Annotated in this window: 31 protein-coding genes; all 31 read left to right on the top strand. The window is 68.5% G+C overall.

The features are described 5' to 3' along the window. The first annotated feature begins 40 nt into the window (after positions 1-40). The 31 genes from ACZ4MO_RS05300 to rpmJ all read left to right on the top strand — a co-directional run bounded on the left by ACZ4MO_RS05300 (position 41) and on the right by rpmJ (position 22,984). Positions 41-3,922 carry a DNA-directed RNA polymerase subunit beta' gene (locus ACZ4MO_RS05300; RefSeq protein ID WP_021479868.1) on the top strand — a complete coding sequence of 1,294 codons (3,882 nt, stop codon included), beginning with the start codon at positions 41-43 and terminating at the stop codon, positions 3,920-3,922. Between the two features lie 458 nt (positions 3,923-4,380). After that, a complete protein-coding gene (rpsL, locus tag ACZ4MO_RS05295) occupies positions 4,381-4,755 on the top strand; it encodes a 30S ribosomal protein S12 (protein WP_021479869.1) in 375 nt (124 codons plus the stop codon). Then, entirely contained in the window at positions 4,755-5,225 is a 471-nt protein-coding gene (gene rpsG, locus ACZ4MO_RS05290) for a 30S ribosomal protein S7 (protein ID WP_021479870.1), read from the top strand. The genes rpsL and rpsG overlap by 1 nt, the downstream gene beginning before the upstream one ends. Before the next feature lie 131 nt (positions 5,226-5,356). Further along, positions 5,357-7,444, top strand: coding sequence for an elongation factor G (fusA, locus tag ACZ4MO_RS05285; RefSeq protein WP_286186186.1), 2,088 nt, complete (start codon positions 5,357-5,359; stop codon positions 7,442-7,444). A 128-nt stretch (positions 7,445-7,572) separates the two neighbouring features. Continuing rightward, entirely contained in the window at positions 7,573-8,769 is a 1,197-nt protein-coding gene (gene tuf / locus ACZ4MO_RS05280; RefSeq protein ID WP_053369624.1) for an elongation factor Tu, read from the top strand. Between the two features lie 479 nt (positions 8,770-9,248). Further along, positions 9,249-9,557 (top strand): 30S ribosomal protein S10, encoded by a 309-nt coding sequence (gene rpsJ / locus ACZ4MO_RS05275; RefSeq protein WP_012867945.1) that lies wholly within the window; start codon positions 9,249-9,251, stop codon positions 9,555-9,557. Between the two features lie 14 nt (positions 9,558-9,571). Next, a complete protein-coding gene (gene rplC / locus ACZ4MO_RS05270; protein WP_021479874.1) occupies positions 9,572-10,234 on the top strand; it encodes a 50S ribosomal protein L3 in 663 nt (220 codons plus the stop codon). Between the two features lie 5 nt (positions 10,235-10,239). Then, a complete protein-coding gene (rplD, locus tag ACZ4MO_RS05265) occupies positions 10,240-10,944 on the top strand; it encodes a 50S ribosomal protein L4 (RefSeq protein ID WP_021479875.1) in 705 nt (234 codons plus the stop codon). A gap of 5 nt (positions 10,945-10,949) precedes the next feature. Next, entirely contained in the window at positions 10,950-11,231 is a 282-nt protein-coding gene (gene rplW / locus ACZ4MO_RS05260) for a 50S ribosomal protein L23 (protein ID WP_499278637.1), read from the top strand. Between the two features lie 31 nt (positions 11,232-11,262). After that, on the top strand, positions 11,263-12,099 hold the full coding sequence (gene rplB / locus ACZ4MO_RS05255) for a 50S ribosomal protein L2 (RefSeq protein WP_021479877.1): 837 nt from the start codon (positions 11,263-11,265) through the stop codon (positions 12,097-12,099). 15 nt (positions 12,100-12,114) lie between these two features. Next, positions 12,115-12,396 (top strand): 30S ribosomal protein S19, encoded by a 282-nt coding sequence (gene rpsS / locus ACZ4MO_RS05250; protein ID WP_021479878.1) that lies wholly within the window; start codon positions 12,115-12,117, stop codon positions 12,394-12,396. Between the two features lie 58 nt (positions 12,397-12,454). Continuing rightward, positions 12,455-12,826, top strand: coding sequence for a 50S ribosomal protein L22 (rplV, locus tag ACZ4MO_RS05245; protein WP_021479879.1), 372 nt, complete (start codon positions 12,455-12,457; stop codon positions 12,824-12,826). Further along, positions 12,826-13,671, top strand: a complete 846-nt coding sequence (gene rpsC, locus ACZ4MO_RS05240) for a 30S ribosomal protein S3 (protein ID WP_034654910.1) — start codon at positions 12,826-12,828, stop codon at positions 13,669-13,671. Before rplV ends, rpsC begins: the two co-directional genes overlap by 1 nt. A 3-nt stretch (positions 13,672-13,674) precedes the next feature. Beyond that, positions 13,675-14,094: a 50S ribosomal protein L16 gene (gene rplP, locus ACZ4MO_RS05235; RefSeq protein WP_021480428.1), complete on the top strand. Its 420-nt coding sequence runs from the start codon at positions 13,675-13,677 to the stop codon at positions 14,092-14,094. Further along, positions 14,094-14,330, top strand: a complete 237-nt coding sequence (gene rpmC / locus ACZ4MO_RS05230) for a 50S ribosomal protein L29 (protein WP_021480429.1) — start codon at positions 14,094-14,096, stop codon at positions 14,328-14,330. The genes rplP and rpmC overlap by 1 nt, the downstream gene beginning before the upstream one ends. Before the next feature lie 11 nt (positions 14,331-14,341). Beyond that, entirely contained in the window at positions 14,342-14,632 is a 291-nt protein-coding gene (gene rpsQ, locus ACZ4MO_RS05225) for a 30S ribosomal protein S17 (RefSeq protein ID WP_021480430.1), read from the top strand. Positions 14,633-14,839: 207 nt separating this feature from the next. Next, entirely contained in the window at positions 14,840-15,208 is a 369-nt protein-coding gene (rplN, locus tag ACZ4MO_RS05220) for a 50S ribosomal protein L14 (protein WP_021480431.1), read from the top strand. A gap of 2 nt (positions 15,209-15,210) precedes the next feature. Beyond that, positions 15,211-15,552 (top strand): 50S ribosomal protein L24, encoded by a 342-nt coding sequence (gene rplX, locus ACZ4MO_RS05215; RefSeq protein WP_021480432.1) that lies wholly within the window; start codon positions 15,211-15,213, stop codon positions 15,550-15,552. Next, positions 15,552-16,121 carry a 50S ribosomal protein L5 gene (gene rplE, locus ACZ4MO_RS05210; RefSeq protein WP_087471317.1) on the top strand — a complete coding sequence of 190 codons (570 nt, stop codon included), beginning with the start codon at positions 15,552-15,554 and terminating at the stop codon, positions 16,119-16,121. The genes rplX and rplE overlap by 1 nt, the downstream gene beginning before the upstream one ends. A gap of 1 nt (position 16,122) precedes the next feature. After that, positions 16,123-16,308 carry a type Z 30S ribosomal protein S14 gene (locus ACZ4MO_RS05205; protein WP_021480434.1) on the top strand — a complete coding sequence of 62 codons (186 nt, stop codon included), beginning with the start codon at positions 16,123-16,125 and terminating at the stop codon, positions 16,306-16,308. 81 nt (positions 16,309-16,389) lie between these two features. Further along, the gene (rpsH, locus tag ACZ4MO_RS05200; protein ID WP_021480435.1) at positions 16,390-16,788 is read left to right on the top strand and encodes a 30S ribosomal protein S8; all 399 of its coding nucleotides are present in this window, start codon (positions 16,390-16,392) and stop codon (positions 16,786-16,788) included. Between the two features lie 19 nt (positions 16,789-16,807). Continuing rightward, positions 16,808-17,344 (top strand): 50S ribosomal protein L6, encoded by a 537-nt coding sequence (rplF, locus tag ACZ4MO_RS05195; protein ID WP_021480436.1) that lies wholly within the window; start codon positions 16,808-16,810, stop codon positions 17,342-17,344. Between the two features lie 2 nt (positions 17,345-17,346). Beyond that, positions 17,347-17,718, top strand: coding sequence for a 50S ribosomal protein L18 (gene rplR, locus ACZ4MO_RS05190; RefSeq protein WP_021480437.1), 372 nt, complete (start codon positions 17,347-17,349; stop codon positions 17,716-17,718). A 40-nt stretch (positions 17,719-17,758) separates the two neighbouring features. Continuing rightward, positions 17,759-18,415: a 30S ribosomal protein S5 gene (gene rpsE, locus ACZ4MO_RS05185; RefSeq protein WP_021480438.1), complete on the top strand. Its 657-nt coding sequence runs from the start codon at positions 17,759-17,761 to the stop codon at positions 18,413-18,415. After that, a complete protein-coding gene (rpmD, locus tag ACZ4MO_RS05180; protein ID WP_021480439.1) occupies positions 18,415-18,597 on the top strand; it encodes a 50S ribosomal protein L30 in 183 nt (60 codons plus the stop codon). Before rpsE ends, rpmD begins: the two co-directional genes overlap by 1 nt. A gap of 2 nt (positions 18,598-18,599) precedes the next feature. Next, positions 18,600-19,154, top strand: a complete 555-nt coding sequence (gene rplO, locus ACZ4MO_RS05175; RefSeq protein WP_074808895.1) for a 50S ribosomal protein L15 — start codon at positions 18,600-18,602, stop codon at positions 19,152-19,154. Positions 19,155-19,464: 310 nt separating this feature from the next. Continuing rightward, positions 19,465-20,763 (top strand): preprotein translocase subunit SecY, encoded by a 1,299-nt coding sequence (gene secY, locus ACZ4MO_RS05170; RefSeq protein WP_175007842.1) that lies wholly within the window; start codon positions 19,465-19,467, stop codon positions 20,761-20,763. 50 nt (positions 20,764-20,813) lie between these two features. Beyond that, entirely contained in the window at positions 20,814-21,371 is a 558-nt protein-coding gene (locus ACZ4MO_RS05165) for an adenylate kinase (RefSeq protein WP_175008180.1), read from the top strand. A gap of 40 nt (positions 21,372-21,411) precedes the next feature. Continuing rightward, positions 21,412-22,248 carry a type I methionyl aminopeptidase gene (map, locus tag ACZ4MO_RS05160; RefSeq protein WP_074808899.1) on the top strand — a complete coding sequence of 279 codons (837 nt, stop codon included), beginning with the start codon at positions 21,412-21,414 and terminating at the stop codon, positions 22,246-22,248. 304 nt (positions 22,249-22,552) lie between these two features. Further along, positions 22,553-22,774, top strand: a complete 222-nt coding sequence (infA, locus tag ACZ4MO_RS05155; RefSeq protein WP_012867920.1) for a translation initiation factor IF-1 — start codon at positions 22,553-22,555, stop codon at positions 22,772-22,774. A 96-nt stretch (positions 22,775-22,870) separates the two neighbouring features. Beyond that, positions 22,871-22,984, top strand: coding sequence for a 50S ribosomal protein L36 (gene rpmJ, locus ACZ4MO_RS05150; protein WP_009740505.1), 114 nt, complete (start codon positions 22,871-22,873; stop codon positions 22,982-22,984). Positions 22,985-23,046 lie beyond the last annotated feature (62 nt).

The following is a 23,046-nucleotide window of genomic DNA, read 5'->3' as shown; positions in this document are numbered from 1 at the left end:
GGCCACGGCCGGTCCCGGCAGGCGAAGGAAGTAGGACAACTTGCTCGACGTCAACGTCTTCGACGAGCTGCGTATCGGCCTGGCCACGGCCGACGACATCCGTGCGTGGTCGCACGGTGAGGTGAAGAAGCCCGAGACCATCAACTACCGCACCCTCAAGCCCGAGAAGGACGGACTCTTCTGCGAGAAGATCTTCGGCCCGACCCGGGACTGGGAGTGCTACTGCGGCAAGTACAAGCGCGTGCGCTTCAAGGGCATCATCTGCGAGCGCTGCGGCGTCGAGGTGACGCGCTCGAAGGTGCGTCGTGAGCGCATGGGCCACATCGAGCTCGCCGCGCCGGTCACGCACATCTGGTTCTTCAAGGGCGTGCCCTCGCGCCTCGGCTACCTGCTCGACCTCGCCCCGAAGGACCTCGAGAAGGTCATCTACTTCGCGGCGTACATGATCACCTCGGTCGACGAGGAGGGCCGCCAGGAGGACCTCCCGAACCTCCAGAACGAGATCGACCTGGAGAAGAAGGAGATCGCGGACGCCCGCGACAACGACATCAACTCCCGCGCCCAGAAGCTCGAGGCCGACCTGGCCGAGCTCGAGGCCGAGGGTGCCAAGGCCGACGCGCGCCGCAAGGTCCGCGACTCGGCCGAGCGCGAGATGGCGCAGATCCGCAAGCGCGCCGACGCCCAGCTCGACCGTCTCGAGCAGGTGTGGGACCGCTTCAAGAACCTCAAGGTCGCCGACCTCGAGGGCGACGAGATGCTGTACCGCGCCCTCCAGGACCGCTACGGCACCTACTTCGAGGGCTCGATGGGCGCCGCGGCGATCCAGAAGCGTCTCCAGGACTTCGACCTGGAGGCGGAGGCCGAGTCCCTGCGCGAGACCATCCGCTCGGGCAAGGGCCAGCGCAAGACGCGTGCCCTCAAGCGCCTCAAGGTCGTCAACGCGTTCCTCACCACGACCAACTCGCCCACGGGCATGGTGCTCGACGCCGTCCCGGTCATCCCGCCGGACCTGCGCCCGATGGTGCAGCTCGACGGTGGCCGCTTCGCGACGAGCGACCTCAACGACCTGTACCGCCGCGTGATCAACCGGAACAACCGCCTCAAGCGTCTGCTCGACCTGGGTGCGCCGGAGATCATCGTCAACAACGAGAAGCGGATGCTCCAGGAGGCCGTCGACTCGCTGTTCGACAACGGCCGCCGTGGTCGTCCGGTCACCGGCCCGGGCAACCGCCCGCTCAAGTCCATCTCGGACATGCTCAAGGGCAAGCAGGGTCGTTTCCGTCAGAACCTGCTCGGCAAGCGCGTCGACTACTCGGGCCGTTCGGTCATCGTCGTCGGCCCGCAGCTCAAGCTGCACCAGTGCGGCCTGCCGAAGCAGATGGCGCTCGAGCTGTTCAAGCCGTTCGTCATGAAGCGCCTCGTCGACCTCAACCACGCGCAGAACATCAAGAGCGCGAAGCGCATGGTCGAGCGTGCCCGCCCGGTCGTGTGGGACGTGCTCGAAGAGGTCATCACCGAGCACCCCGTGCTGCTCAACCGTGCACCGACGCTGCACCGCCTGGGCATCCAGGCGTTCGAGCCGCAGCTCGTCGAGGGCAAGGCGATCCACCTGCACCCGCTCGTCTGCGCCGCGTTCAACGCGGACTTCGACGGTGACCAGATGGCCGTCCACCTGCCCCTGAGCGCCGAGGCGCAGGCCGAGGCCCGCATCCTCATGCTCTCGAGCAACAACATCCTCAAGCCGTCGGACGGCCGTCCGGTGACCATGCCCTCGCAGGACATGATCATCGGTCTGTACCACCTGACGAGCGACCGCGAGGGCGCCGAGGGCGAGGGTCGTGCGTTCGGCTCGGTGGCCGAGGCGATCATGGCGTTCGACCAGGGCACCCTGGACCTCAACGCCCGGGTGAAGATCCGCACGACGGACCTCGTCCCGCCGGTCTCCGGCTTCGAGGCTCCCGAGGGCTGGGAGGAGGGTCAGCCGATCCTCTTCGACACCACGCTCGGTCGCGCCCTGTTCAACGAGACGCTCCCCGTCGACTACCCGTACGTGAACTCGGTCGTCGACAAGAAGCGCCTCTCGGCGATCGTCAACGAGCTCGCGGAGCGCTACCCGAAGGTCGAGGTCGCGGCGTCGCTCGACGCGCTGAAGGCCGCCGGCTTCCGCTGGGCGACCCGCTCGGGCGTCACGATCGCGATCTCCGACGTGGCGACGCCCAAGGAGAAGGCCGTCATCCTCGAGCAGCACGAGGAGCGCGCGCTCAAGGTCCAGCAGCAGTACGACCGTGGTCTCATCACGGACGACGAGCGCCGTCAGGAGCTCATCGAGATCTGGACCCAGGCGACGGACAAGGTCGCGTCGGTCATGCGCGAGAACCTCGAGGCGAACGACCGCAACACCGTGTACCGCATGGTCGGTTCGGGTGCCCGTGGTAACTGGATGCAGGTCCGTCAGATCGCCGGTATGCGCGGTCTCGTGGCGAACCCGAAGGGCGAGATCATCCCGCGCCCGATCAAGTCCAACTACCGCGAGGGCCTGTCCGTCCTCGAGTACTTCATCGCGACGCACGGCGCCCGCAAGGGTCTGGCGGACACCGCGCTGCGGACCGCCGACTCGGGCTACCTCACGCGTCGTCTCGTGGACGTGTCGCAGGACGTCATCGTCCGCGAGGAGGACTGCGGCACCGAGCGCGGCCTGACGCTGCCGATCGCCGAGGAGCTCGCGGGCAAGCTCGTGCGCCACCCGAAGGTGGAGACGAGCGTCTACTCGCGCACCCTCGCGGCCGACCTGGTCGACCCCGACGGCAACGTCGTCGGCAAGGCCGGCGACGACGCGGGCGACGTCCTCATCGACGCCGCGGTCACCGCGGGCGTCCGTGAGGCCAAGGTCCGCTCGGTCCTCACGTGCGAGTCGCGCGTCGGCACGTGCGCCAAGTGCTACGGGCGGTCGCTCGCCACGGGCAAGCTCGTCGACATCGGCGAGGCGGTCGGCATCATCGCTGCCCAGTCGATCGGTGAGCCGGGCACGCAGCTGACGATGCGTACCTTCCACACCGGTGGTGTCGCCTCCGCGGACGACATCACGCAGGGTCTGCCGCGTGTCACGGAGCTCTTCGAGGCCCGCACCCCCAAGGGTGAGGCGCCCATCGCGGAGTTCTCGGGCCGCATCGCGATCGACGACTCGGAGCGCTCGCGCCGTCTGGTGCTCACGCCGGACGACGGCTCGGAGGAGATCGCCTACCCGGTGACCAAGCGTGCCCGCCTGCTCGTGCAGGACGGCGACCACGTGAACGTCGGCACGCAGCTCGTCCAGGGTGCGGTGGACCCGAAGAAGGTCCTGCGCATCCTCGGCCCGCGCGCCACGCAGAAGCACCTGGTGGACGAGGTCCAGGAGGTCTACCGCTCGCAGGGCGTGGACATCCACGACAAGCACATCGAGGTCATCGTTCGGCAGATGCTGCGTCGCGTGACCGTGCTCGACTCGGGCGACTCGCACCTCCTGCCGGGCGAGCTCGCCGAGCGCGGCCGCTTCGAGGACGCGAACCGTCGCGCGGTGGCGGAGGGTGGCCAGCCGGCCTCCGGCCGTCCCGAGCTGATGGGCATCACGAAGGCGTCGCTCGCGACGGACTCGTGGCTCTCGGCCGCGTCGTTCCAGGAGACGACGCGCGTGCTCACCGAGGCGTCGATGAGCGGTCGTCGTGACCCGCTCCTCGGCCTCAAGGAGAACGTCATCATCGGTAAGCTCATCCCGGCCGGTACCGGTCTTCCCCGGTACACCAAGGTCCAGGTCGAGCCGACCGAGCAGGCGAAGACGGAGCTCTACCCGAGCTTCGGCTACGACGAGATCGACTTCCCGGCGCTCGGCATGGGCTCCGGCGAGGCGATCCCGCTCGAGGACCTGGACTTCGGCGACTACCGCTGACGTCCCCCGACGGGTGCCCGTCGGCCCGCCGCACCTCGTGTGCGGCGGCCGGCGGGCACCCGTCGTCGTCCCTCCTGCGGGACGACGACGCAGCCCGGGGGAGCGTCCGCGGTCGCGACCTGCTCCTTTGACTCCTTGCCGGGTGGCAGGTAACCTGGTAAACCGTGCCCGCGCCGTCGGGCCCTCCGTGATGTCCCTGGCGGGACGGTGCGGGCGAGAGATCGTCGCACACCGCCGCGTGGCGGTCTCCGGACGGGCCGATGTGAGTGCCCGGGCACTCCGGATCCCGGTCCTGGTGGCGCCGTCGCGCCCACGGTCGGGAGACGGACCATCGAGCCGGTGGTAGGTGGCTGCTGCAGCGTCTCTCGCGCTGCGGGTGCCTCGTGCGATCGGCTCCAGCAGCCAGCACGACCACCATCGGGGATAGCCCCGGTAGCTCGAGAAGACACGGAGACGTAGTGCCTACGATCCAGCAGCTCGTCCGCAAGGGGCGGACCTCGAAGGTGGGGAAGTCCAAGACTCCCGCCCTCAAGGGCTCCCCGCAGCGGCGCGGTGTGTGCACGCGCGTGTACACCACCACCCCGAAGAAGCCGAACTCCGCGCTGCGCAAGGTCGCTCGCGTGAAGCTCTCCTCCCAGGTCGAGGTCACGGCCTACATCCCCGGCGTCGGCCACAACCTCCAGGAGCACTCCATCGTGCTCGTGCGCGGCGGTCGTGTGAAGGACCTCCCGGGTGTGCGCTACAAGATCGTGCGCGGCGCGCTCGACACGCAGGGCGTGAAGAACCGCAAGCAGGCCCGCAGCCGCTACGGCGCCAAGAAGGAGAAGAGCTGATGCCTCGCAAGGGCCCGGCCCCGAAGCGGCCGCTCATCGTCGACCCGGTCTACGGGTCTCCCGTCGTCACGCAGCTCATCAACAAGGTGCTGCTCGACGGCAAGAAGTCCACCGCCGAGTCGATCGTCTACGGCGCCCTCGAGGGCGTCCGGGCGAAGACGGACGGCGACCCGGTCGTGGTGCTCAAGCGCGCGCTCGAGAACGTCCGCCCGGCGCTCGAGGTCCGCTCGCGCCGCGTCGGTGGTGCGACCTACCAGGTCCCGGTCGAGGTGCGCCCCGCGCGTGCGACGACCCTCGCGCTGCGCTGGCTCACGGACTACTCGCGCGCCCGTCGCGAGAAGACCATGACGGAGCGCCTCATGAACGAGATCCTCGACGCGAGCAACGGCCTCGGCGCCGCGGTCAAGCGCCGTGAGGACATGCACAAGATGGCGGAGTCCAACAAGGCCTTCGCCCACTACCGCTGGTAGTCCGCACGACGGGCCCCGGGGACCGGAGCGTCCCCGGGGCCGTCGGCGGGTCGAGGCCGGTCACCCCGGTCCGAGCAGCGCCCCCGACTCAACCCATCTAACGAGGGAAGCAGACCGTGGCACTTGACGTGCTGACCGACCTGAGCAAGGTCCGCAACATCGGCATCATGGCCCACATCGATGCCGGGAAGACCACGACCACCGAGCGCATCCTGTTCTACACGGGTGTGAACTACAAGCTCGGCGAGACGCACGACGGCGCGTCCACGACCGACTGGATGGAGCAGGAGAAGGAGCGCGGCATCACGATCACGTCCGCCGCCGTCTCGTGCTACTGGAACAAGAACCAGATCAACATCATCGACACGCCCGGCCACGTCGACTTCACGGTCGAGGTCGAGCGCTCCCTGCGCGTCCTCGACGGCGCCGTCGCCGTCTTCGACGGCAAGGAGGGTGTCGAGCCGCAGTCGGAGACGGTGTGGCGCCAGGCGGACAAGTACAACGTCCCCCGCATCTGCTTCGTCAACAAGATGGACAAGCTCGGCGCGGACTTCTACTTCACCGTCGACACGATCATCAACCGCCTCAAGGCGAAGCCGCTGGTCATCCAGCTCCCGATCGGTGCCGAGAGCGAGTTCACCGGCGTCGTCGACCTGCTCGAGATGAAGGCGCTCGTCTGGCACGGGGAGACCCAGCTCGGCGAGGCGTACGACACCGAGGAGATCCCCGCGGACCTGGTCGAGAAGGCCCAGCAGTACCGCAGCGAGCTCGTCGAGGCCGTCGCCGAGGCCGACGAGGAGCTGCTCGAGAAGTACCTCGGTGGCGAGGAACTGACGATCGCCGAGCTCAAGGCCGGCATCCGCAAGCTCGTCATCGCGGGCGAGGCGTTCCCGGTCCTGTGCGGCTCCGCGTTCAAGAACAAGGGCGTCCAGCCCATGCTCGACGCGGTCATCGACTACCTGCCGTCGCCCCTCGACGTGCCGGCGATCGACGGTCACGACCCGAAGGACGAGGAGAAGGTCATCCAGCGTCACCCCGACGCCTCGGAGCCGTTCTCCGCGCTCGCCTTCAAGGTCGCGGCGCACCCGTTCTTCGGCAAGCTCACCTACGTCCGCGTGTACTCCGGTCGTGTCGAGCCCGGCCAGCAGGTCGCGAACTCGACCAAGGGCAAGAAGGAGCGCGTCGGCAAGATCTTCCAGATGCACTCCAACAAGGAGAACCCGGTCGACGAGGCGAGCGCCGGTCACATCTACGCGGTCATCGGCCTCAAGGACACCACGACCGGTGACACGCTGAGCGACATGGCGAACCCGGTGATCCTCGAGTCGATGAGCTTCCCCGAGCCCGTCATCGACGTCGCGATCGAGCCGAAGACGAAGGCCGACCAGGAGAAGCTCTCCACGGCGATCCAGAAGCTCGCCGAGGAGGACCCGACCTTCCGCGTGAAGCTGGACGACGAGACCGGCCAGACCGTCATCGGCGGCATGGGCGAGCTCCACCTCGACATCCTCGTCGACCGCATGCGTCGCGAGTTCAAGGTCGAGGCGAACGTCGGCAAGCCGCAGGTCGCGTACCGCGAGACGATCCGCCGCAAGGCCGAGAAGATCGAGTACACGCACAAGAAGCAGACCGGTGGGTCCGGGCAGTTCGCGAAGGTCCAGGTGACCTTCGAGCCGCTCGACACGTCCGAGGGCGAGCTCTACGAGTTCTCCAACGCGGTCACCGGTGGTCGCATCCCGCGCGAGTACATCCCCAGCGTCGACGCCGGCATCCAGTCCGCGATGGAGCTCGGCGTGCTCGCCGGCTTCCCGCTGGTCGGGGTGAAGGCGATCCTGCTCGACGGCGCCTACCACGAGGTCGACTCCTCGGAGATGGCGTTCAAGATCGCCGGCTCGATGGTCCTCAAGGAGGGCGTCAAGCGGGCGGACCCGGTTCTGCTGGAGCCGGTGATGGCGGTCGAGGTGCGTACGCCCGAGGAGTACATGGGCGACGTCATCGGCGACCTGAACTCACGTCGTGGAATGATCCAGTCCATGGAGGACGCGACGGGTGTGAAGGTCGTCCGGGCCCACGTACCGTTGTCAGAGATGTTCGGGTACATCGGTGACCTCCGGTCCAAGACCCAGGGTCGTGCGGTGTACTCGATGCAGTTCGACAACTACGCCGAGGTTCCTCGGAACGTTGCCGAAGAGATCATCAAGAAGACCCGGGGCGAGTGAGTCCCCACAGGTCGAAGACCCGCACAACCATCAACCTGTAGGAAAACCGCAACGCCCCGCGGATGTAGGATCTCTCGGTCGACATTCGCAACGTTCGGCACATCTACCCAAGTCCCAGGAGGACCCCAGTGGCTAAGGCCAAGTTCGAGCGGACCAAGCCGCACGTCAACGTCGGCACCATCGGTCACGTCGACCACGGTAAGACGACGCTCACGGCGGCGATCTCGAAGACGCTCGCGGACACGTACCCGGACCTGCCGGCGAACACGCAGCGCAACTTCGACGAGATCGACGCGGCTCCCGAGGAGAAGCAGCGCGGTATCACGATCAACATCGCGCACATCGAGTACGAGACGCCGAAGCGCCACTACGCGCACGTCGACGCCCCGGGTCACGCCGACTACATCAAGAACATGATCACCGGTGCCGCCCAGATGGACGGCGCGATCCTGGTGGTCGCCGCGACCGACGGCCCGATGGCCCAGACGCGCGAGCACGTCCTGCTCGCCCGCCAGGTCGGCGTGCCGTACCTGCTCGTCGCGCTCAACAAGTCCGACATGGTCGACGACGAGGAGATCCTCGAGCTCGTCGAGATGGAGGTGCGCGAGCTCCTCTCCTCGCAGGAGTTCGACGGTGACAACGCGCCGGTCGTGCGCGTCTCCGGTCTCAAGGCGCTCGAGGGCGACCCCGAGTGGACCGCGAAGATCCTCGAGCTCATGGAGGCCGTGGACGAGAACGTGCCCGAGCCCGTCCGCGAGCTCGACAAGCCGTTCCTCATGCCCGTCGAGGACGTCTTCACGATCACCGGTCGTGGCACCGTCGTCACCGGCAAGGTGGAGCGTGGCACGCTCGACCTCAACTCGGACGTCGAGATCGTCGGCATCCGCGCGCCCCAGAAGACCACGGTCACGGGCATCGAGACGTTCCACAAGCAGATGGACCAGGCTCAGGCCGGCGACAACACCGGTCTGCTCCTGCGCGGCATCAAGCGCGAGGACGTCGAGCGCGGCCAGGTCGTCGTGAAGCCGGGCTCGATCACCCCGCACACGCAGTTCGAGGCGCAGGTCTACATCCTGGGCAAGGACGAGGGCGGCCGTCACAACCCGTTCTACTCGAACTACCGTCCGCAGTTCTACTTCCGCACGACGGACGTCACCGGCGTCATCACGCTGCCCGAGGGCACCGAGATGGTCATGCCCGGCGACAACACCGAGATGACGGTCGAGCTGATCCAGCCGATCGCCATGGAGGAGGGCCTCGGCTTCGCCATCCGTGAGGGTGGCCGCACCGTCGGCTCGGGCCGCGTCACCAAGATCCTCAAGTGATCTGACGCTGCCTCCGCAGCATCTCGTCGAAGGCCCGGTCCCGTCCGCGGGGCCGGGCCTTCGGCCTGCGGTCACCGTCACAGCGACGTCGTGCCGTCCCGACTTGGACGACGGCACCTTCGTGTGGCAGACTGTTCAGGTTGCCTGTTACGGGTGCGCTCTTTCACGTGTCGAACAGTGTGTTGAACCGGTCCTCTCGCCGAGGGCCAGGACCCCGGGACATCTCCCGGGTCTGCGGGTTGAGCTCTCTGTGTCGCCATGGATCGAGTACCCCGCGGAACACACGTTCCGACAGGCTCGCACAAACGTTGTGGTCCGGTTCGCGGAGCCGTGCGTCAGCACGGAGCCCGGCGGGAGTCCACATATCCAACGGCCCTGCGCCTCTCGGCGTGTGCGCCCAGGTGCGTCGCGACTACGCGACACGCCCGAGCGCGGGGGTCGGACAGCTAGCGGTTCGAGAGAGAGAGTCAGACGACGCCATGGCGGGACAGAAGATCCGCATCCGGCTCAAGTCCTACGACCACGAGGTCATCGACAGCTCGGCGCGCAAGATCGTCGACACGGTGACGCGCGCTGGTGCAACGGTCGTGGGTCCGGTGCCGCTGCCGACGGAGAAGAACGTCTTCTGCGTCATCCGGTCGCCTCACAAGTACAAGGACAGCCGCGAGCACTTCGAGATGCGCACGCACAAGCGGCTGATCGACATCATCGATCCCACGCCGAAGGCGGTCGACTCGCTCATGCGTCTCGACCTGCCGGCTGACGTGAACATCGAGATCAAGCTCTGAGGCTGGAGGACATCATGACTACCCCCCAGCAGAACGCGCGCCCGGTCACCGCGGTGCTCGGCACGAAGCTCGGGATGACGCAGCTCTGGGACGAGGCCGGGCGCCTCGTGCCCGTGACCGTCGTCGCGGTCGGCACGAACGTCGTGACGCAGGTGCGCACGTCGGACGCCGACGGTTACGCCGCCGTGCAGCTCGCCTACGGCCAGATCGACCCGCGCAAGGTCACGAAGCCGCTCAAGGGCCACTTCGAGAAGGCCGGCGTCACGCCGCGTCGTCACGTCGCCGAGGTCCGCACCACCGACGCCACCGAGTACTCGCTCGGCCAGGAGATCACCGCGGAGGCCTTCGAGGCCGGCGCCGTGGTCGACGTCGTGGGCACGACCAAGGGCAAGGGCACCGCCGGTGTCATGAAGCGTCACGGCTTCTCCGGCGTGGGTGCCTCCCACGGCTCGCACCGTAACCACCGCAAGCCCGGCTCGATCGGTGGGGCCTCGACCCCGTCGCGCGTCTTCAAGGGCCTGCGCATGGCCGGTCGGATGGGCAACGTCCGTCAGACCACCCAGAACCTGACCGTCCACGCGGTCGACGCCGAGAAGGGTCTGCTGCTCGTCAAGGGCGCGGTTCCCGGCCCCAAGGGCGGCGTCGTCCTCGTGCGCAGCGCCGCGAAGGGAGCGTGAACCCCATGTCCGCTCTGACCGTTGACGTGCTGGACCCCAAGGGCAAGAAGGCCGGCACCGCCGAGCTCCCCGCCGAGGTGTTCGACGTCGAGCTCAACGTCCCGCTGATCCACCAGGTCGTCGTCGCCCAGCGTGCCGCTGCACGCCAGGGCACCCACGACACCAAGTCCCGCGGCGAGGTCCGCGGTGGTGGTCGCAAGCCGTACAAGCAGAAGGGCACCGGCCGCGCCCGCCAGGGTTCGACCCGTGCGCCGCAGTTCGCCGGGGGTGGCGTCGTCCACGGCCCGACGCCGCGCTCGTACGACCAGCGGACGCCCAAGAAGATGAAGGCCGCCGCCCTCCGCGGTGCCCTCTCGGACCGCGCCCGCAACGGCCGTGTCCACGTGGTGACCGGCTTCGGCGTCGACGGCCTGCCGTCGACCAAGACCGCCGTCACGACGCTCGCCAAGCTCTCCGGGCGCAAGCACGTCCTCGTCGTCACCGAGCGTGGTGACGAGCTGACGATCAAGTCGCTGCGGAACGTCGAGCAGGTCCACCTCCTGGTGGCCGACCAGCTCAACACCTACGACGTGCTCGTCTCCGACGACGTCGTCTTCACGCAGGGCGCGCTCGACGCGTTCCTGACGGGCCCGGCCACGGGTCGCTCCGCGAAGGCCGTCGCCACCTCCACCGAGGCGGACGAGACTGCTGCCGAGGAGGCCGCGAAGTGACCACCGTGACCAAGGACCCCCGTGACGTGATCCTCGCGCCGGTCGTCTCCGAGAAGAGCTACGGCCTGCTCGACGAGGGCAAGTACACGTTCGTCGTCGACCCGCGGGCCAACAAGACCGAGATCAAGATCGCCGTCGAGCAGATCTTCTCGGTCAAGGTCGCCTCGGTGAACACGATCAACCGCAAGGGCAAGACGCGTCGCACGCGTTTCGGCCTGGGCAAGCGCAAGGACACCAAGCGTGCGATCGTCACCCTCCGCGAGGGCACGATCGACATCTTCGGCTGAGCCGACGAGAGCAGATTGAGGACAGATCCCCATGGGAATCCGTAAGTACAAGCCGACGACGCCCGGCCGCCGCGGCTCGAGCGTCGCCGACTTCGCCGAGATCACGCGCTCGCAGCCGGAGAAGTCTCTGGTCCGCCCGCTCTCCAAGAGCGGCGGCCGCAACAGCTCCGGTCGTATCACCACCCGTCACAAGGGTGGTGGCCACAAGCGTGCGTACCGCGTGATCGACTTCCGTCGTCACGACAAGGACGGCGTGCCGGCGAAGGTCGCGCACATCGAGTACGACCCCAACCGCACCGCGCGCATCGCGCTCCTGCACTACGCGGACGGCGAGAAGCGTTACATCGTCGCGCCGGCGAAGCTCAAGCAGGGCGACGTCGTCGAGGCGGGCGCGGGCGCGGACATCAAGCCCGGCAACAACCTGCCGCTGCGCAACATCCCGACCGGTACGGTCATCCACGCCATCGAGCTCAAGCCCGGTGGCGGCGCGAAGATCGCCCGTTCGGCCGGTGCGTCCGTGCAGCTCGTCGCCAAGGACGGGCCGTACGCGCAGCTGCGCATGCCCTCCGGCGAGATCCGCAACGTCGACCTGCGCTGCCGCGCGACGGTCGGCGAGGTCGGCAACGCCGAGCAGTCGAACATCAACTGGGGCAAGGCCGGCCGCATGCGCTGGAAGGGCAAGCGCCCGACCGTCCGCGGTGTCGCCATGAACCCGATCGACCACCCGCACGGTGGTGGTGAGGGCAAGACCTCCGGTGGTCGCCACCCGGTGAGCCCGTGGGGCCAGCCGGAGGGTCGTACCCGCCGTCCCAACAAGCCGAGCGACAAGCTGATCGTGCGTCGTCGCCGTACCGGCAAGAAGCGCTGATAGGAGCCTGGAGACATGCCTCGTAGCCTGAAGAAGGGCCCCTTCGTCGACGACCACCTGCAGAAGAAGGTGGACGCTCAGAACGAGAAGGGGACCAAGAACGTCATCAAGACCTGGTCCCGTCGGTCGGTCATCACGCCCGACTTCCTCGGTCACACGTTCGCCGTGCACGACGGTCGCAAGCACACGCCGGTGTTCGTCACCGAGTCGATGGTCGGCCACAAGCTCGGCGAGTTCGCTCCCACGCGGACCTTCCGCGGCCACGTGAAGGACGACAAGAAGGGTCGTCGCCGCTGACCCCCGGGTCAGTCTGGTGACGACCTGGACGGTCAAGAGACAAGAAGGCAGGACAGCAATGGAAGCCAAGGCGCAGGCGCGGTTCGTCCGTGTCACGCCCCAGAAGGCCCGGCGCGTCGTGGACCTCATCCGTGGCAAGCAGGCCTCCGAGGCCGTCGCGGTGCTGAAGTTCGCACCGCAGGCGGCGAGCGAGCCCGTCCGCAAGGTCGTGGAGAGCGCCATCGCCAACGCCCGGGTGAAGGCGGACCGCGCGAGCGAAGCGTTCGAGGAGCAGGAGCTCGTCGTGCGTGAGGCGTTCGTCGACGAGGGCCCGACCCTCAAGCGTTTCCGCCCCCGGGCCCAGGGCCGTGCGAACCGCATCCTCAAGCGCACCAGCCACATCACCGTGGTCGTCGCTCCGCGTGAGAACACGAAGGGAAGTGCCCGATAGTGGGACAGAAGGTTCACCCGCACGGGTACCGCCTCGGCATCACCACCGACCACCGGTCGCGCTGGTTCGCCGACAGCACCAAGCCCGGACAGCGGTACCGCGACTACGTCCGCGAGGACGTCCAGATCCGCAAGCTCATGAGCACGGGTCTCGAGCGCGCCGGCATCTCCAAGGTCGAGATCGAGCGCACCCGTGACCGCGTCCGCGTGGACATCCACACGGCGCGCCCGGGCATCGTCATCGGTCGCCGTGGCGCCGAGGCCGACCGCATCCGCGGCGAGCTCGAGAAGCTCACCGGCAAGCAGGTGCAGCTCAACATCCTCGAGGTGAAGAACGCCGAGACGGACGCGCAGCTCGTCGCCCAGGGGATCGCCGAGCAGCTCGCGAGCCGCGTCTCGTTCCGTCGTGCCATGCGCAAGGGCATCCAGTCCGCGCAGCGCGCCGGCGCGAAGGGCATCCGCGTGCAGGTCTCCGGCCGCCTCGGTGGCGCGGAGATGAGCCGGTCGGAGTTCTACCGCGAGGGTCGTGTGCCGCTGCACACGCTGCGCGCGTACATCGACTACGGCTTCTTCGAGGCCCGCACCACGTTCGGCCGCATCGGCGTGAAGGTGTGGATCTACAAGGGCGACGTCACCGAGAAGGAGTTCGCCGCGCAGCAGGCCACGGCCGCTCCGCGCCAGGGCCGTGGCGGCCCGCGCGGTGAGCGCGGCGGCGACCGTCGTGGTGGCGGCCGTCGTCCCGAGCGTTCGGCCGAGCGGACCCCCGCGTCCGAGTCGCCGGCGGCGCCCGAGCAGGCTGCTCCCGCCGCGGAGGCGAAGGCCCCTGAGACCGGAACGGAGGCCTGAGTCATGCTGATCCCGCGCAGGCTCAAGCACCGCAAGCAGCACCACCCGTCGCGCTCCGGCGCGGCGAAGGGTGGCACCCAGATCTCGTTCGGCGAGTACGGCATCCAGGCTCTCGAGCCGGCGTACGTGACGAACCGCCAGATCGAGGCTGCTCGTATCGCGATGACCCGCCACATCAAGCGTGGCGGCAAGGTCTGGATCAACATCTACCCGGACCGTCCCCTGACCAAGAAGCCTGCCGAGACCCGCATGGGCTCCGGTAAGGGTTCGCCCGAGTGGTGGGTCGCCAATGTCAAGCCCGGCCGGATCGTCTTCGAGCTGGCGGGTGTCCCGGAGGACCTGGCTCGTGAGGCCATGCGCCGCGCGATCCACAAGCTCCCGATGAAGTGCCGTTTCGTGGTGCGCGAGGGTGGTGGCAACTGATGGCAATCGGAACGAAGGGGCTCGCCCCCGTCGACCTCGACGCCATGGACGACGAGACGCTCGTCGCCGAGCTCAAGAAGGTCAAGGAGGAGCTCTTCAACCTCCGTTTCCAGTCGGCCACCGGCCAGCTGGAGAGCCACGGGCGCCTCAAGGCCGTCCGCCGCGACATCGCGCGGATCTACACGATCCTGCGTGAGCGCGAGCTCGGCATCCGTACCGCGCCGAGCGCCGAGTGAGTGAGGCTGGAATGAGCGAGAACGCAACGAACGCGCCCGAGGCAGCCGAGGAGCGCGCGCACCGCAAGACGCGCCGCGGCTACGTCGTGAGCGACAAGATGGACAAGACCGTGGTGGTCGAGGTCGAGGACCGGGTCAAGCACCCGCTCTACGGCAAGGTCATCCGCCGCACGAGCAAGGTCAAGGCGCACGACGAGCAGAACTCTGCCGGCGTGGGCGACCTGGTGCTCATCATGGAGACCCGCCCGCTGTCCGCGACCAAGCGGTGGCGCCTCGCGGAGATCCTCGAGAAGGCCAAGTGATCCACCGGTCGTGACGGGCGGGCCCCGGCTCGCTCGTCACGACCGCTCTCGTGCCGCACCGCGGTGCGGCAACCAGTGAGGACAGGACGGGCGGGTCCTCCGCCCCGCTCCTGGCCGGTTCACCCGCGAGGGACCCGGCACTGACAGCTATCCGTTCGGCAAGGCTCGCCCTCGGCGAGAACCGGCTCGACGACAGGAGTTCATTACATGATCCAGCAGGAGTCGCGACTTCGTGTCGCCGACAACACGGGTGCCAAGGAGATTCTCTGCATCCGTGTTCTCGGTGGCTCGGGCCGTCGCTACGCCGGAATCGGCGACGTCATCGTCGCAACCGTCAAGGACGCGATCCCGGGCGGCAACGTGAAGAAGGGCGACGTGGTCAAGGCCGTCGTCGTCCGTACCGCCAAGGAGCGCCGTCGTCCGGACGGTTCCTACATCAAGTTCGACGAGAACGCCGCCGTGATCCTCAAGAACGACGGCGAGCCGCGCGGCACGCGCATCTTCGGCCCGGTCGGGCGCGAGCTGCGCGACAAGCGGTTCATGAAGATCATCTCGCTGGCTCCGGAGGTGCTCTGACCATGGCCAAGATCAAGAAGGGCGACCTCGTCGTCGTCATCGCGGGCAAGGACAAGGGCAAGCAGGGGCGCGTCCTCGAGGTGCTCACCGACCGTGACCGCGTCATCGTCGAGGGTGTCCAGCGCGTCACCAAGCACACCAAGGTCGGCCAGTCGCAGCGCGGCACGCGGACCGGTGGGATCGAGACCGTCGAGGCCCCGATCCACATCAGCAACGTGATGGTCGTCGACCCGGAGACCAAGAAGGGCACCCGCGTCGGGTACCGCACCGAAGAGGTCGAGCGTGACGGCCGCAAGCGCACCGTGCGCGTGCGTGTCGCCAAGCGCTCCGGGAAGGACATCTGATGAGCACCGAGATCGTCGCCCCCGAGGTGCCCCGCCTGAAGCAGCGCTACCGCGAGGAGATCGTCGCCGGTCTGCGCGAGGAGTTCGGGCACGAGAACGTCAACCAGGTCGCCCGCGTCACGAAGATCGTCGTGAACATGGGTGTCGGTGACGCCGCCAAGGACTCGAAGCTCATCGAGGGCGCCATCCGCGACCTGTCCGCGATCACCGGCCAGAAGCCGCAGGTGACCAAGGCCCGCAAGTCCATCGCGCAGTTCAAGCTGCGCGAGGGCATGCCGATCGGCGCGCACGTCACGCTGCGCGGCGACCGCATGTGGGAGTTCCTGGACCGCCTGCTGTCGATCGCCCTGCCGCGCATCCGCGACTTCCGCGGCCTGTCGCCCAAGCAGTTCGACGGGCACGGCAACTACACGTTCGGTCTCACGGAGCAGTCGATGTTCCACGAGATCGACCAGGACAAGATCGACCGTGTCCGCGGTATGGACATCACGATCGTGACCACGGCGACGACCGATGACGAGGGCCGCTCCCTGCTGCGCCGTCTCGGCTTCCCCTTCAAGGAGAACTGACATGGCGAAGAAGGCCCTGATCAACAAGGCGGCCGCCAAGCCGAAGTTCGCGGTCCGCGCCTACACCCGGTGCCAGAAGTGCGGTCGCCCGCACTCGGTGTACCGCAAGTTCGGCCTGTGCCGCATCTGCGTGCGCGAGATGGCCCACCGTGGTGAGCTTCCGGGCGTCACCAAGAGCAGCTGGTAACAACTACGTCGTAGGTCCTGGCGGAGCGCGTCGCTCGACGCGCCCCGCCCGGATACCACGTCGAGGAAGGGCTAGAGCCCGATGACGATGACCGACCCGATCGCAGACATGCTGACGCGTCTGCGGAACGCGAACTCGGCTTACCACGAGACGGTGACCATGCCGTACTCGAAGCTGAAGTCGCACATTGCCGAGATCCTCCAGGCCGAGGGCTACATCTCCGGCTGGAGCGTCGAGGACGCGACGGTGGGCAAGAACCTCACCATCCAGCTCAAGTTCGGCCCGAACCGTGAGCGCAGCCTCGCCGGCGTGCGCCGCGTGTCGAAGCCCGGCCTGCGCAAGTACGTCAAGTCCACCGAGCTGCCGAAGGTTCTCGGCGGCCTGGGCGTGGCGATCCTGTCCACGTCCTCCGGCCTGCTCACCGACAAGCAGGCCGCCACGAAGGGCGTGGGCGGCGAAGTCCTCGCCTACGTCTGGTAACCCGGAAAGGAGATACGCCATGTCTCGAATCGGCAAGATCCCCGTTCCGGTTCCCGCCGGAGTGGACGTCACCATCAGCGGCGCGCTCGTGACCGTGAAGGGCCCCAAGGGCTCGCTCGAGCACCACGTGCCCGCCCCCATCCAGGTCGCTCAGGAGGACGGCACCCTCGTGGTGTCGCGCCCGAACGACGAGCGCGAGTCCCGCGCGCTGCACGGCCTGACCCGCACCCTCCTGGCGAACCTCGTCCAGGGCGTGACGCAGGGCTACGAGAAGAAGCTCGAGATCGTCGGCACCGGCTACCGCGTGACGGCCAAGGGCTCGGACCTCGAGTTCGCCCTCGGCTTCAGCCACCCGGTCGTCGTGACGCCGCCCGCGGGCATCACGTTCGCGGTCGAGAGCCCGACGAAGTTCTCGGTCTCCGGCATCGACAAGCAGCAGGTCGGCGAGATCGCAGCGAACATCCGCAAGATCCGCAAGCCCGAGCCGTACAAGGGCAAGGGTGTGCGTTACGCCGGCGAGGTCGTCCGCCGCAAGGCTGGAAAGGCTGGTAAGTAACGATGGCTCTGAAGGTTCTCGGCAAGGGCAAGGCCGTCGCGCGTCAGCGCCGGCACCTGCGCCTGCGCAAGAAGATCAAGGGGACCGCCGGTCGTCCGCGCCTCGTGGTGACGCGTTCCACGCGTCACATCACGGCTCAGGTCGTGGACGACACGATCGGTCAGACGCTCGCGTCGGCCTCGTCGCTCGAGGCGGACCTGCGTGCGCTCGACGGCGACAAGAGCGCCAAGGCCCGCAAGGTCGGCGAGCTCGTCGCCGAGCGTGCGAAGGCCAAGGGCGTCGACTCCGTCGTCTTCGACCGTGGTGGCAACAAGTACCACGGTCGGGTCGCTGCGGTCGCCGACGGCGCTCGCGAGGGCGGTCTGTCCCTGTGACGACGCCGACCATCCCCACACGGAAGCAAAGGATTCTCTGATGGCTGCAGGGCAGCGCAGCAACACCGGCGCCCCCACGGGTGCCGCCAACGAGTCGAGCGACCAGAACGCGCGCGGGGGGCGCCGCGACGACCGTCGCGGTGACCGTCGCGACGGTCGCCGTGGCGACGCAGCCGAGAAGAACGCCTTCGTCGAGCGCGTCGTCACCATCAACCGCGTCTCCAAGGTCGTCAAGGGCGGCCGCCGCTTCAGCTTCACCGCGCTGGTCGTGGTGGGCGACGGCGACGGCACCGTCGGCGTCGGCTACGGCAAGGCGAAGGAGGTGCCCGCGGCGATCGCCAAGGGTGTCGAGGAGGCCAAGAAGAACTTCTTCAAGGTCCCGCGCATCCAGGGCACCATCCCGCACCCCATCCAGGGTGAGGCCGCCGCCGGCGTCGTGTTCCTCCGTCCGGCCGCTCCGGGTACCGGTGTGATCGCCGGTGGTCCGGTGCGCGCCGTGCTGGAGTGCGCGGGCATCCACGACGTGCTGAGCAAGTCGCTCGGCTCGTCCAACGCGATCAACATCGTGCACGCGACCGTCGAGGCACTGCGCAACCTGGAGCAGCCTGAGGCTGTCGCCGCGCGCCGTGGTCTCCCGCTCGAGGACGTGGCCCCGGCCGCGCTCCTGCGTGCCCGTGCTGCGGGGGTGAACGCCTGATGGCCAGGCTCAAGGTGACCCAGACGAAGTCCGCCATCGGCGGCAAGCAGAACCAGCGCGACACGCTGCGCACTCTGGGCCTCAAGCGGATCGGCGACACCGCCGTGAAGGAGGACCGCCCGGAGATCCGCGGCATGGTCGCGACGGTGGCGCACCTCGTCACCGTTGAGGAGGTCGAGTGACCATGGCTGAGAAGGCCACCAAGGAGACCGCCGAGGCTCCGAAGAAGAAGACCGCTGCGAAGGCGTCGGCTCCGGCGAAGGCCGAGCAGACCCCCGCGCAGACCGAGGGTGCCGGCGGCACGCTCAAGGTCCACCACCTGCGTCCGGCTCCCGGCGCCAAGAAGGCCAAGACCCGCGTGGGTCGTGGTGAGGCGTCGAAGGGTAAGACGGCGGGCCGCGGTACCAAGGGTACGAAGGCTCGTTACCAGGTTCCCGAGCGCTTCGAGGGTGGGCAGATGCCTCTGCACATGCGCCTCCCGAAGCTGCGCGGCTTCAAGAACCCGTTCCGCACCGAGTACCAGGTCGTGAACCTGGACAAGCTCGCGGCGCTGTACCCCGAGGGTGGCCAGGTCACCGTCGAGGACCTCGTCGCGAAGGGCGCGGTCCGCAAGGGCCAGCTCGTCAAGGTGCTCGGCACGGGTGAGATCACCGTCAAGCTCGAGGTCGCGGTCGACGCCCTCTCGGGCGCGGCGCGCGAGAAGATCCTCGCGGCCGGCGGTTCGGTCTCGGAGGACTGACACCCCTGGACAGGGCCGGTGGCGCGTACGCGCCGTCGGCCCTGTCCGCGTCTGGGGCCGTCTCCCTGCACGACCCGTGGTCCGTCCGGCAGCGCACCACGGTCTAGACTCTCCGACGGCTGTCTCCCCGCACCCCGGGGGTGACCGCCGTCACTCCCAGGTCCACGGCCGGCCCGTCCGGTGATCGGGACCGACTTGCCGTTCGACGCGGCGCTACGGCTAGGGTGCCTCTTGGCGCCCGTGCCGTGCGTCACACCTCGCCGGGCCTCCCGGCGACACGACATCCCGCCTCGGCGGGCCAGGAGGATAGGTGCTCAGCGCATTCGCCCGGGCTTTCCGGACGCCCGACCTGCGGCGCAAGCTGCTGTTCACGATCGCGATCATGGCGATCTTCCGGGTGGGGTCGTTCATCCCCACGCCCGGCGTGGACTACCCCAACGTGCAGCAGTGCATCGCGGAGACCGCCGACGGCAACGACCTGCTCAGCCTGGTCAACCTCTTCAGCGGCGGCGCGCTGCTCCAGCTGTCGATCTTCGCGCTCGGCATCATGCCGTACATCACCGCGAGCATCATCGTCCAGCTGCTGCGCGTCGTGATCCCTCGCTTCGAGGCGCTCCACAAGGAGGGCCAGTCGGGCCAGTCGAAGCTGACGCAGTACACGCGCTACCTGACGATCGCGCTCGCCATCCTCCAGTCGACGACCGTCATCACGACGGCGCGCAACGGCCTGCTCTTCCAGGGCTGCTCCGTCGACGTCATCCCGGACGCCAGCTTCGTCACGATGGCCCTCATGGTGATCACCATGACCGCGGGCACCGGCCTCATCATGTGGCTCGGCGAGCTCATCACGGAGCGCGGCGTCGGCAACGGCATGTCGCTGCTCATCTTCACGTCGATCGCCGCGAGCTTCCCGACCGCCCTGTGGTCGATCGCCGGCGGCGCGAACGGCGCGACGAACTTCATCATCATGATCGCGGTCATCGTGCTCGTCATCGGGCTGGTCGTGTTCGTCGAGCAGTCGCAGCGCCGGGTGCCGGTGCAGTACGCCAAGCGCATGGTCGGGCGCCGCATGTACGGCGGCTCGAGCACCTACATCCCGATCAAGATCAACATGGCGGGCGTCATCCCGGTGATCTTCGCGGCCTCGCTGCTCGCGGTCCCGGGCCTCATCGCGCAGTTCGGCGACCAGAGCGCCGACTGGGTGATCTGGATCAGCACGAACCTGGCCGACCCGGCCGCGCCGCTGCACATCCTGCTGTACGTGCTGATGATCCTGTTCTTCTGCTTCTTCTACACGTCGATCACGTTCAACCCGGACGAGGTCGCGGACAACATGAAGAAGTACGGCGGCTTCATCCCGGGCATCCGCGCCGGCCGGCCCACCGCCGAGTACCTCGACTACGTCATCACCCGCATCACCTCCGCGGGTGCCATCTACCTCGCGCTCGTCGCACTGCTGCCGACGCTGGTCCTCATCGGGCTCGGCGTGAGCACGAACATCCCGTTCGGTGGCTCCTCGATCATCATCGTCGTCGGCGTCGGCCTGGAGACGGTCAAGCAGATCAACTCCCAGCTGCAGCAGCGCCACTACGAAGGGTTCCTCCGTTGAGCAACGCCACCGACGGCCAGTCCGCACCGCGCCCCGCGCGCCTCGTCATCATGGGCCCGCAGGGAGCGGGCAAGGGGACGCAGGCCGCCCGGCTCGCCGAGCGGCTGTCCGTCCCGGCGATCTCGACCGGCGACATCTTCCGGGCGAACATCAAGGGCGGCACGGAGCTCGGTCGCCTCGCGCAGGAGTACACCGCGAAGGGCGACCTCGTCCCCGACTCGGTGACGAACGCGATGGTCCGCGACCGTCTCGCGCAGGACGACGCCGCGCAGGGGTTCATCCTCGACGGCTACCCGCGCAACGCGGCCCAGGTCGTCGAGCTCGACGCGATCCTCGCCGACCTGGGGGTCGCGCTCGACGGCGTCGTGGAGCTCACGGCGGACCGCGACGAGCTGCTCGGCCGCCTCGCGAAGCGCGCGGAGATCGAGGGTCGAGAGGACGACACGGAGGAGGCCATCGCGCGCCGCCTCGACATCTACGCCGAGCAGACGGCGCCGCTCACCTCCGCCTACGCCGACCGCGGTCTGCTGGTCCGCGTCGACGGCATCGGCGACATCGACGAGGTCACCGGCCGCATCGTGTCGGCGCTGACTGCGCTCGTCGGCTGAGCGCGCGTCCGTCCGTCCGTCGGTACTGAGGAGCAGCAGGGTGTTCGGTCGCGAGCGCATCGAGTACAAGACGCACGACCAGGTCCGGTCGATGCGCAGCGCCGGCCTCGTGGTGGCGCGTGCGCTCGGGACGGTGCGCGACGCCGTCCGCCCGGGCATGACGACGGCGGACCTCGACGCGCTCGCCGCGGCGGTCATCGCCGACGCCGGGGCGACGCCGTCGTTCCTCGGGTACGAGGGGTACCCGGCCTCGCTGTGCGTGTCGGTCAACGACGAGGTCGTCCACGGCATCCCGGGCCCGCGCGAGCTGCGCCCGGGGGACGTCGTCTCCGTCGACTGCGGGGCCGTCGTCGACGGCTGGCACGGCGACTCGGCGGTCTCGTTCGTCCTCGGCGAGGGCGACCCGCACGACGAGGCGCTGGTCGAGGCGACGCGTCGCGCCATGTGGGCGGGCATCGCCGCCCTCGCGACGAGCGAGCGGCTGTGCGACGTCGGGGCCGCCATCGAGGACTCGGTGCGCGCCTCGGGGGAGTCGGACGGCGTGACCTACGGCATCGTCGAGGACTACGTCGGCCACGGGATCGGGTCGGCGATGCACCAGCCCCCGGACGTCCCGAACTACCGCACGCGTGACAAGGGCCCGCGGCTGCGCCCGGGCATGTGCCTCGCGATCGAGCCGATGCTCACGCGGGGCGAGCGGTTCACCGAGGTGTGCGAGGACGACTGGACGGTCGTGACGGACGACGGCACGCGCGCCGCGCACTGGGAGCACAGCGTCGCGATCCTCGACGAGGGCATCTGGGTGCTCACCGCGCCCGACGGCGGCGCCGCGGAGCTCGCGGAGCTCGGCGTCCGCGTCGCACCGCTCGCGGCCTGACCGCGCACCGGCCCGTCGCGGCCCGGCTCGCTCCCGTCCGGCAGCGCCCGACGGCACCCGTCATGCGACGGGGGAGTGACGCGTCGCACCGCGTTCGTCCCCGCCACGGTTTCCCGTCTCTTGCCGGATGCCGTAGGATGGTCCGTCGGGTGTAGTCCGTGCACGTCGTTCATCCGGCCCCCGTCCCTCGGGACCCGGGCGACCGACCCCCGCACGCGGCTCCACGCACCTCCCACGATCGGACGACCCTCGGGTCGGGCGTGCGCGGGAGTCCTAGCAGTTCAGACGAGAGTTAGCGGAGGACATGGCAAAGAAGGACGGTGTCATCGAGATCGAGGGCAGCGTGGTCGAGGCCCTGCCGAACGCGATGTTCCGCGTGGAGCTGGCCAACGGGCACAAGGTTCTCGCGCACATCTCGGGCAAGATGCGCCAGCACTACATCCGGATCCTCCCCGAGGACCGGGTCGTGGTCGAGCTGAGCCCGTACGACCTGTCCCGCGGCCGCATCGTCTACCGCTACAAGTAGTCGTCACGCGTCCACCCACTCACCCGCCTCGCACCCGGGACCACCGGGGCCGCTCGTCGGTCGCGCCCGGAGCGGGGCACCACTGAGGGAACGAAGATGAAGGTCAAGCCCAGCGTCAAGAAGATCTGCGACAAGTGCAAGGTGATCCGCCGGCACGGTCGCGTCATGGTGATCTGCGAGAACCTGCGGCACAAGCAGCGCCAGGGCTGAGCCCTCACCTGCGCCACGGGTGACGGTCCTCCGGGACCGCGATCACCAGGCCGCCCGTCACG

The sequence above is a fragment of the Sphaerisporangium cinnabarinum genome, from assembly GCF_055567015.1.
This window is presented reverse-complemented; position numbering and strand designations above follow the sequence as displayed.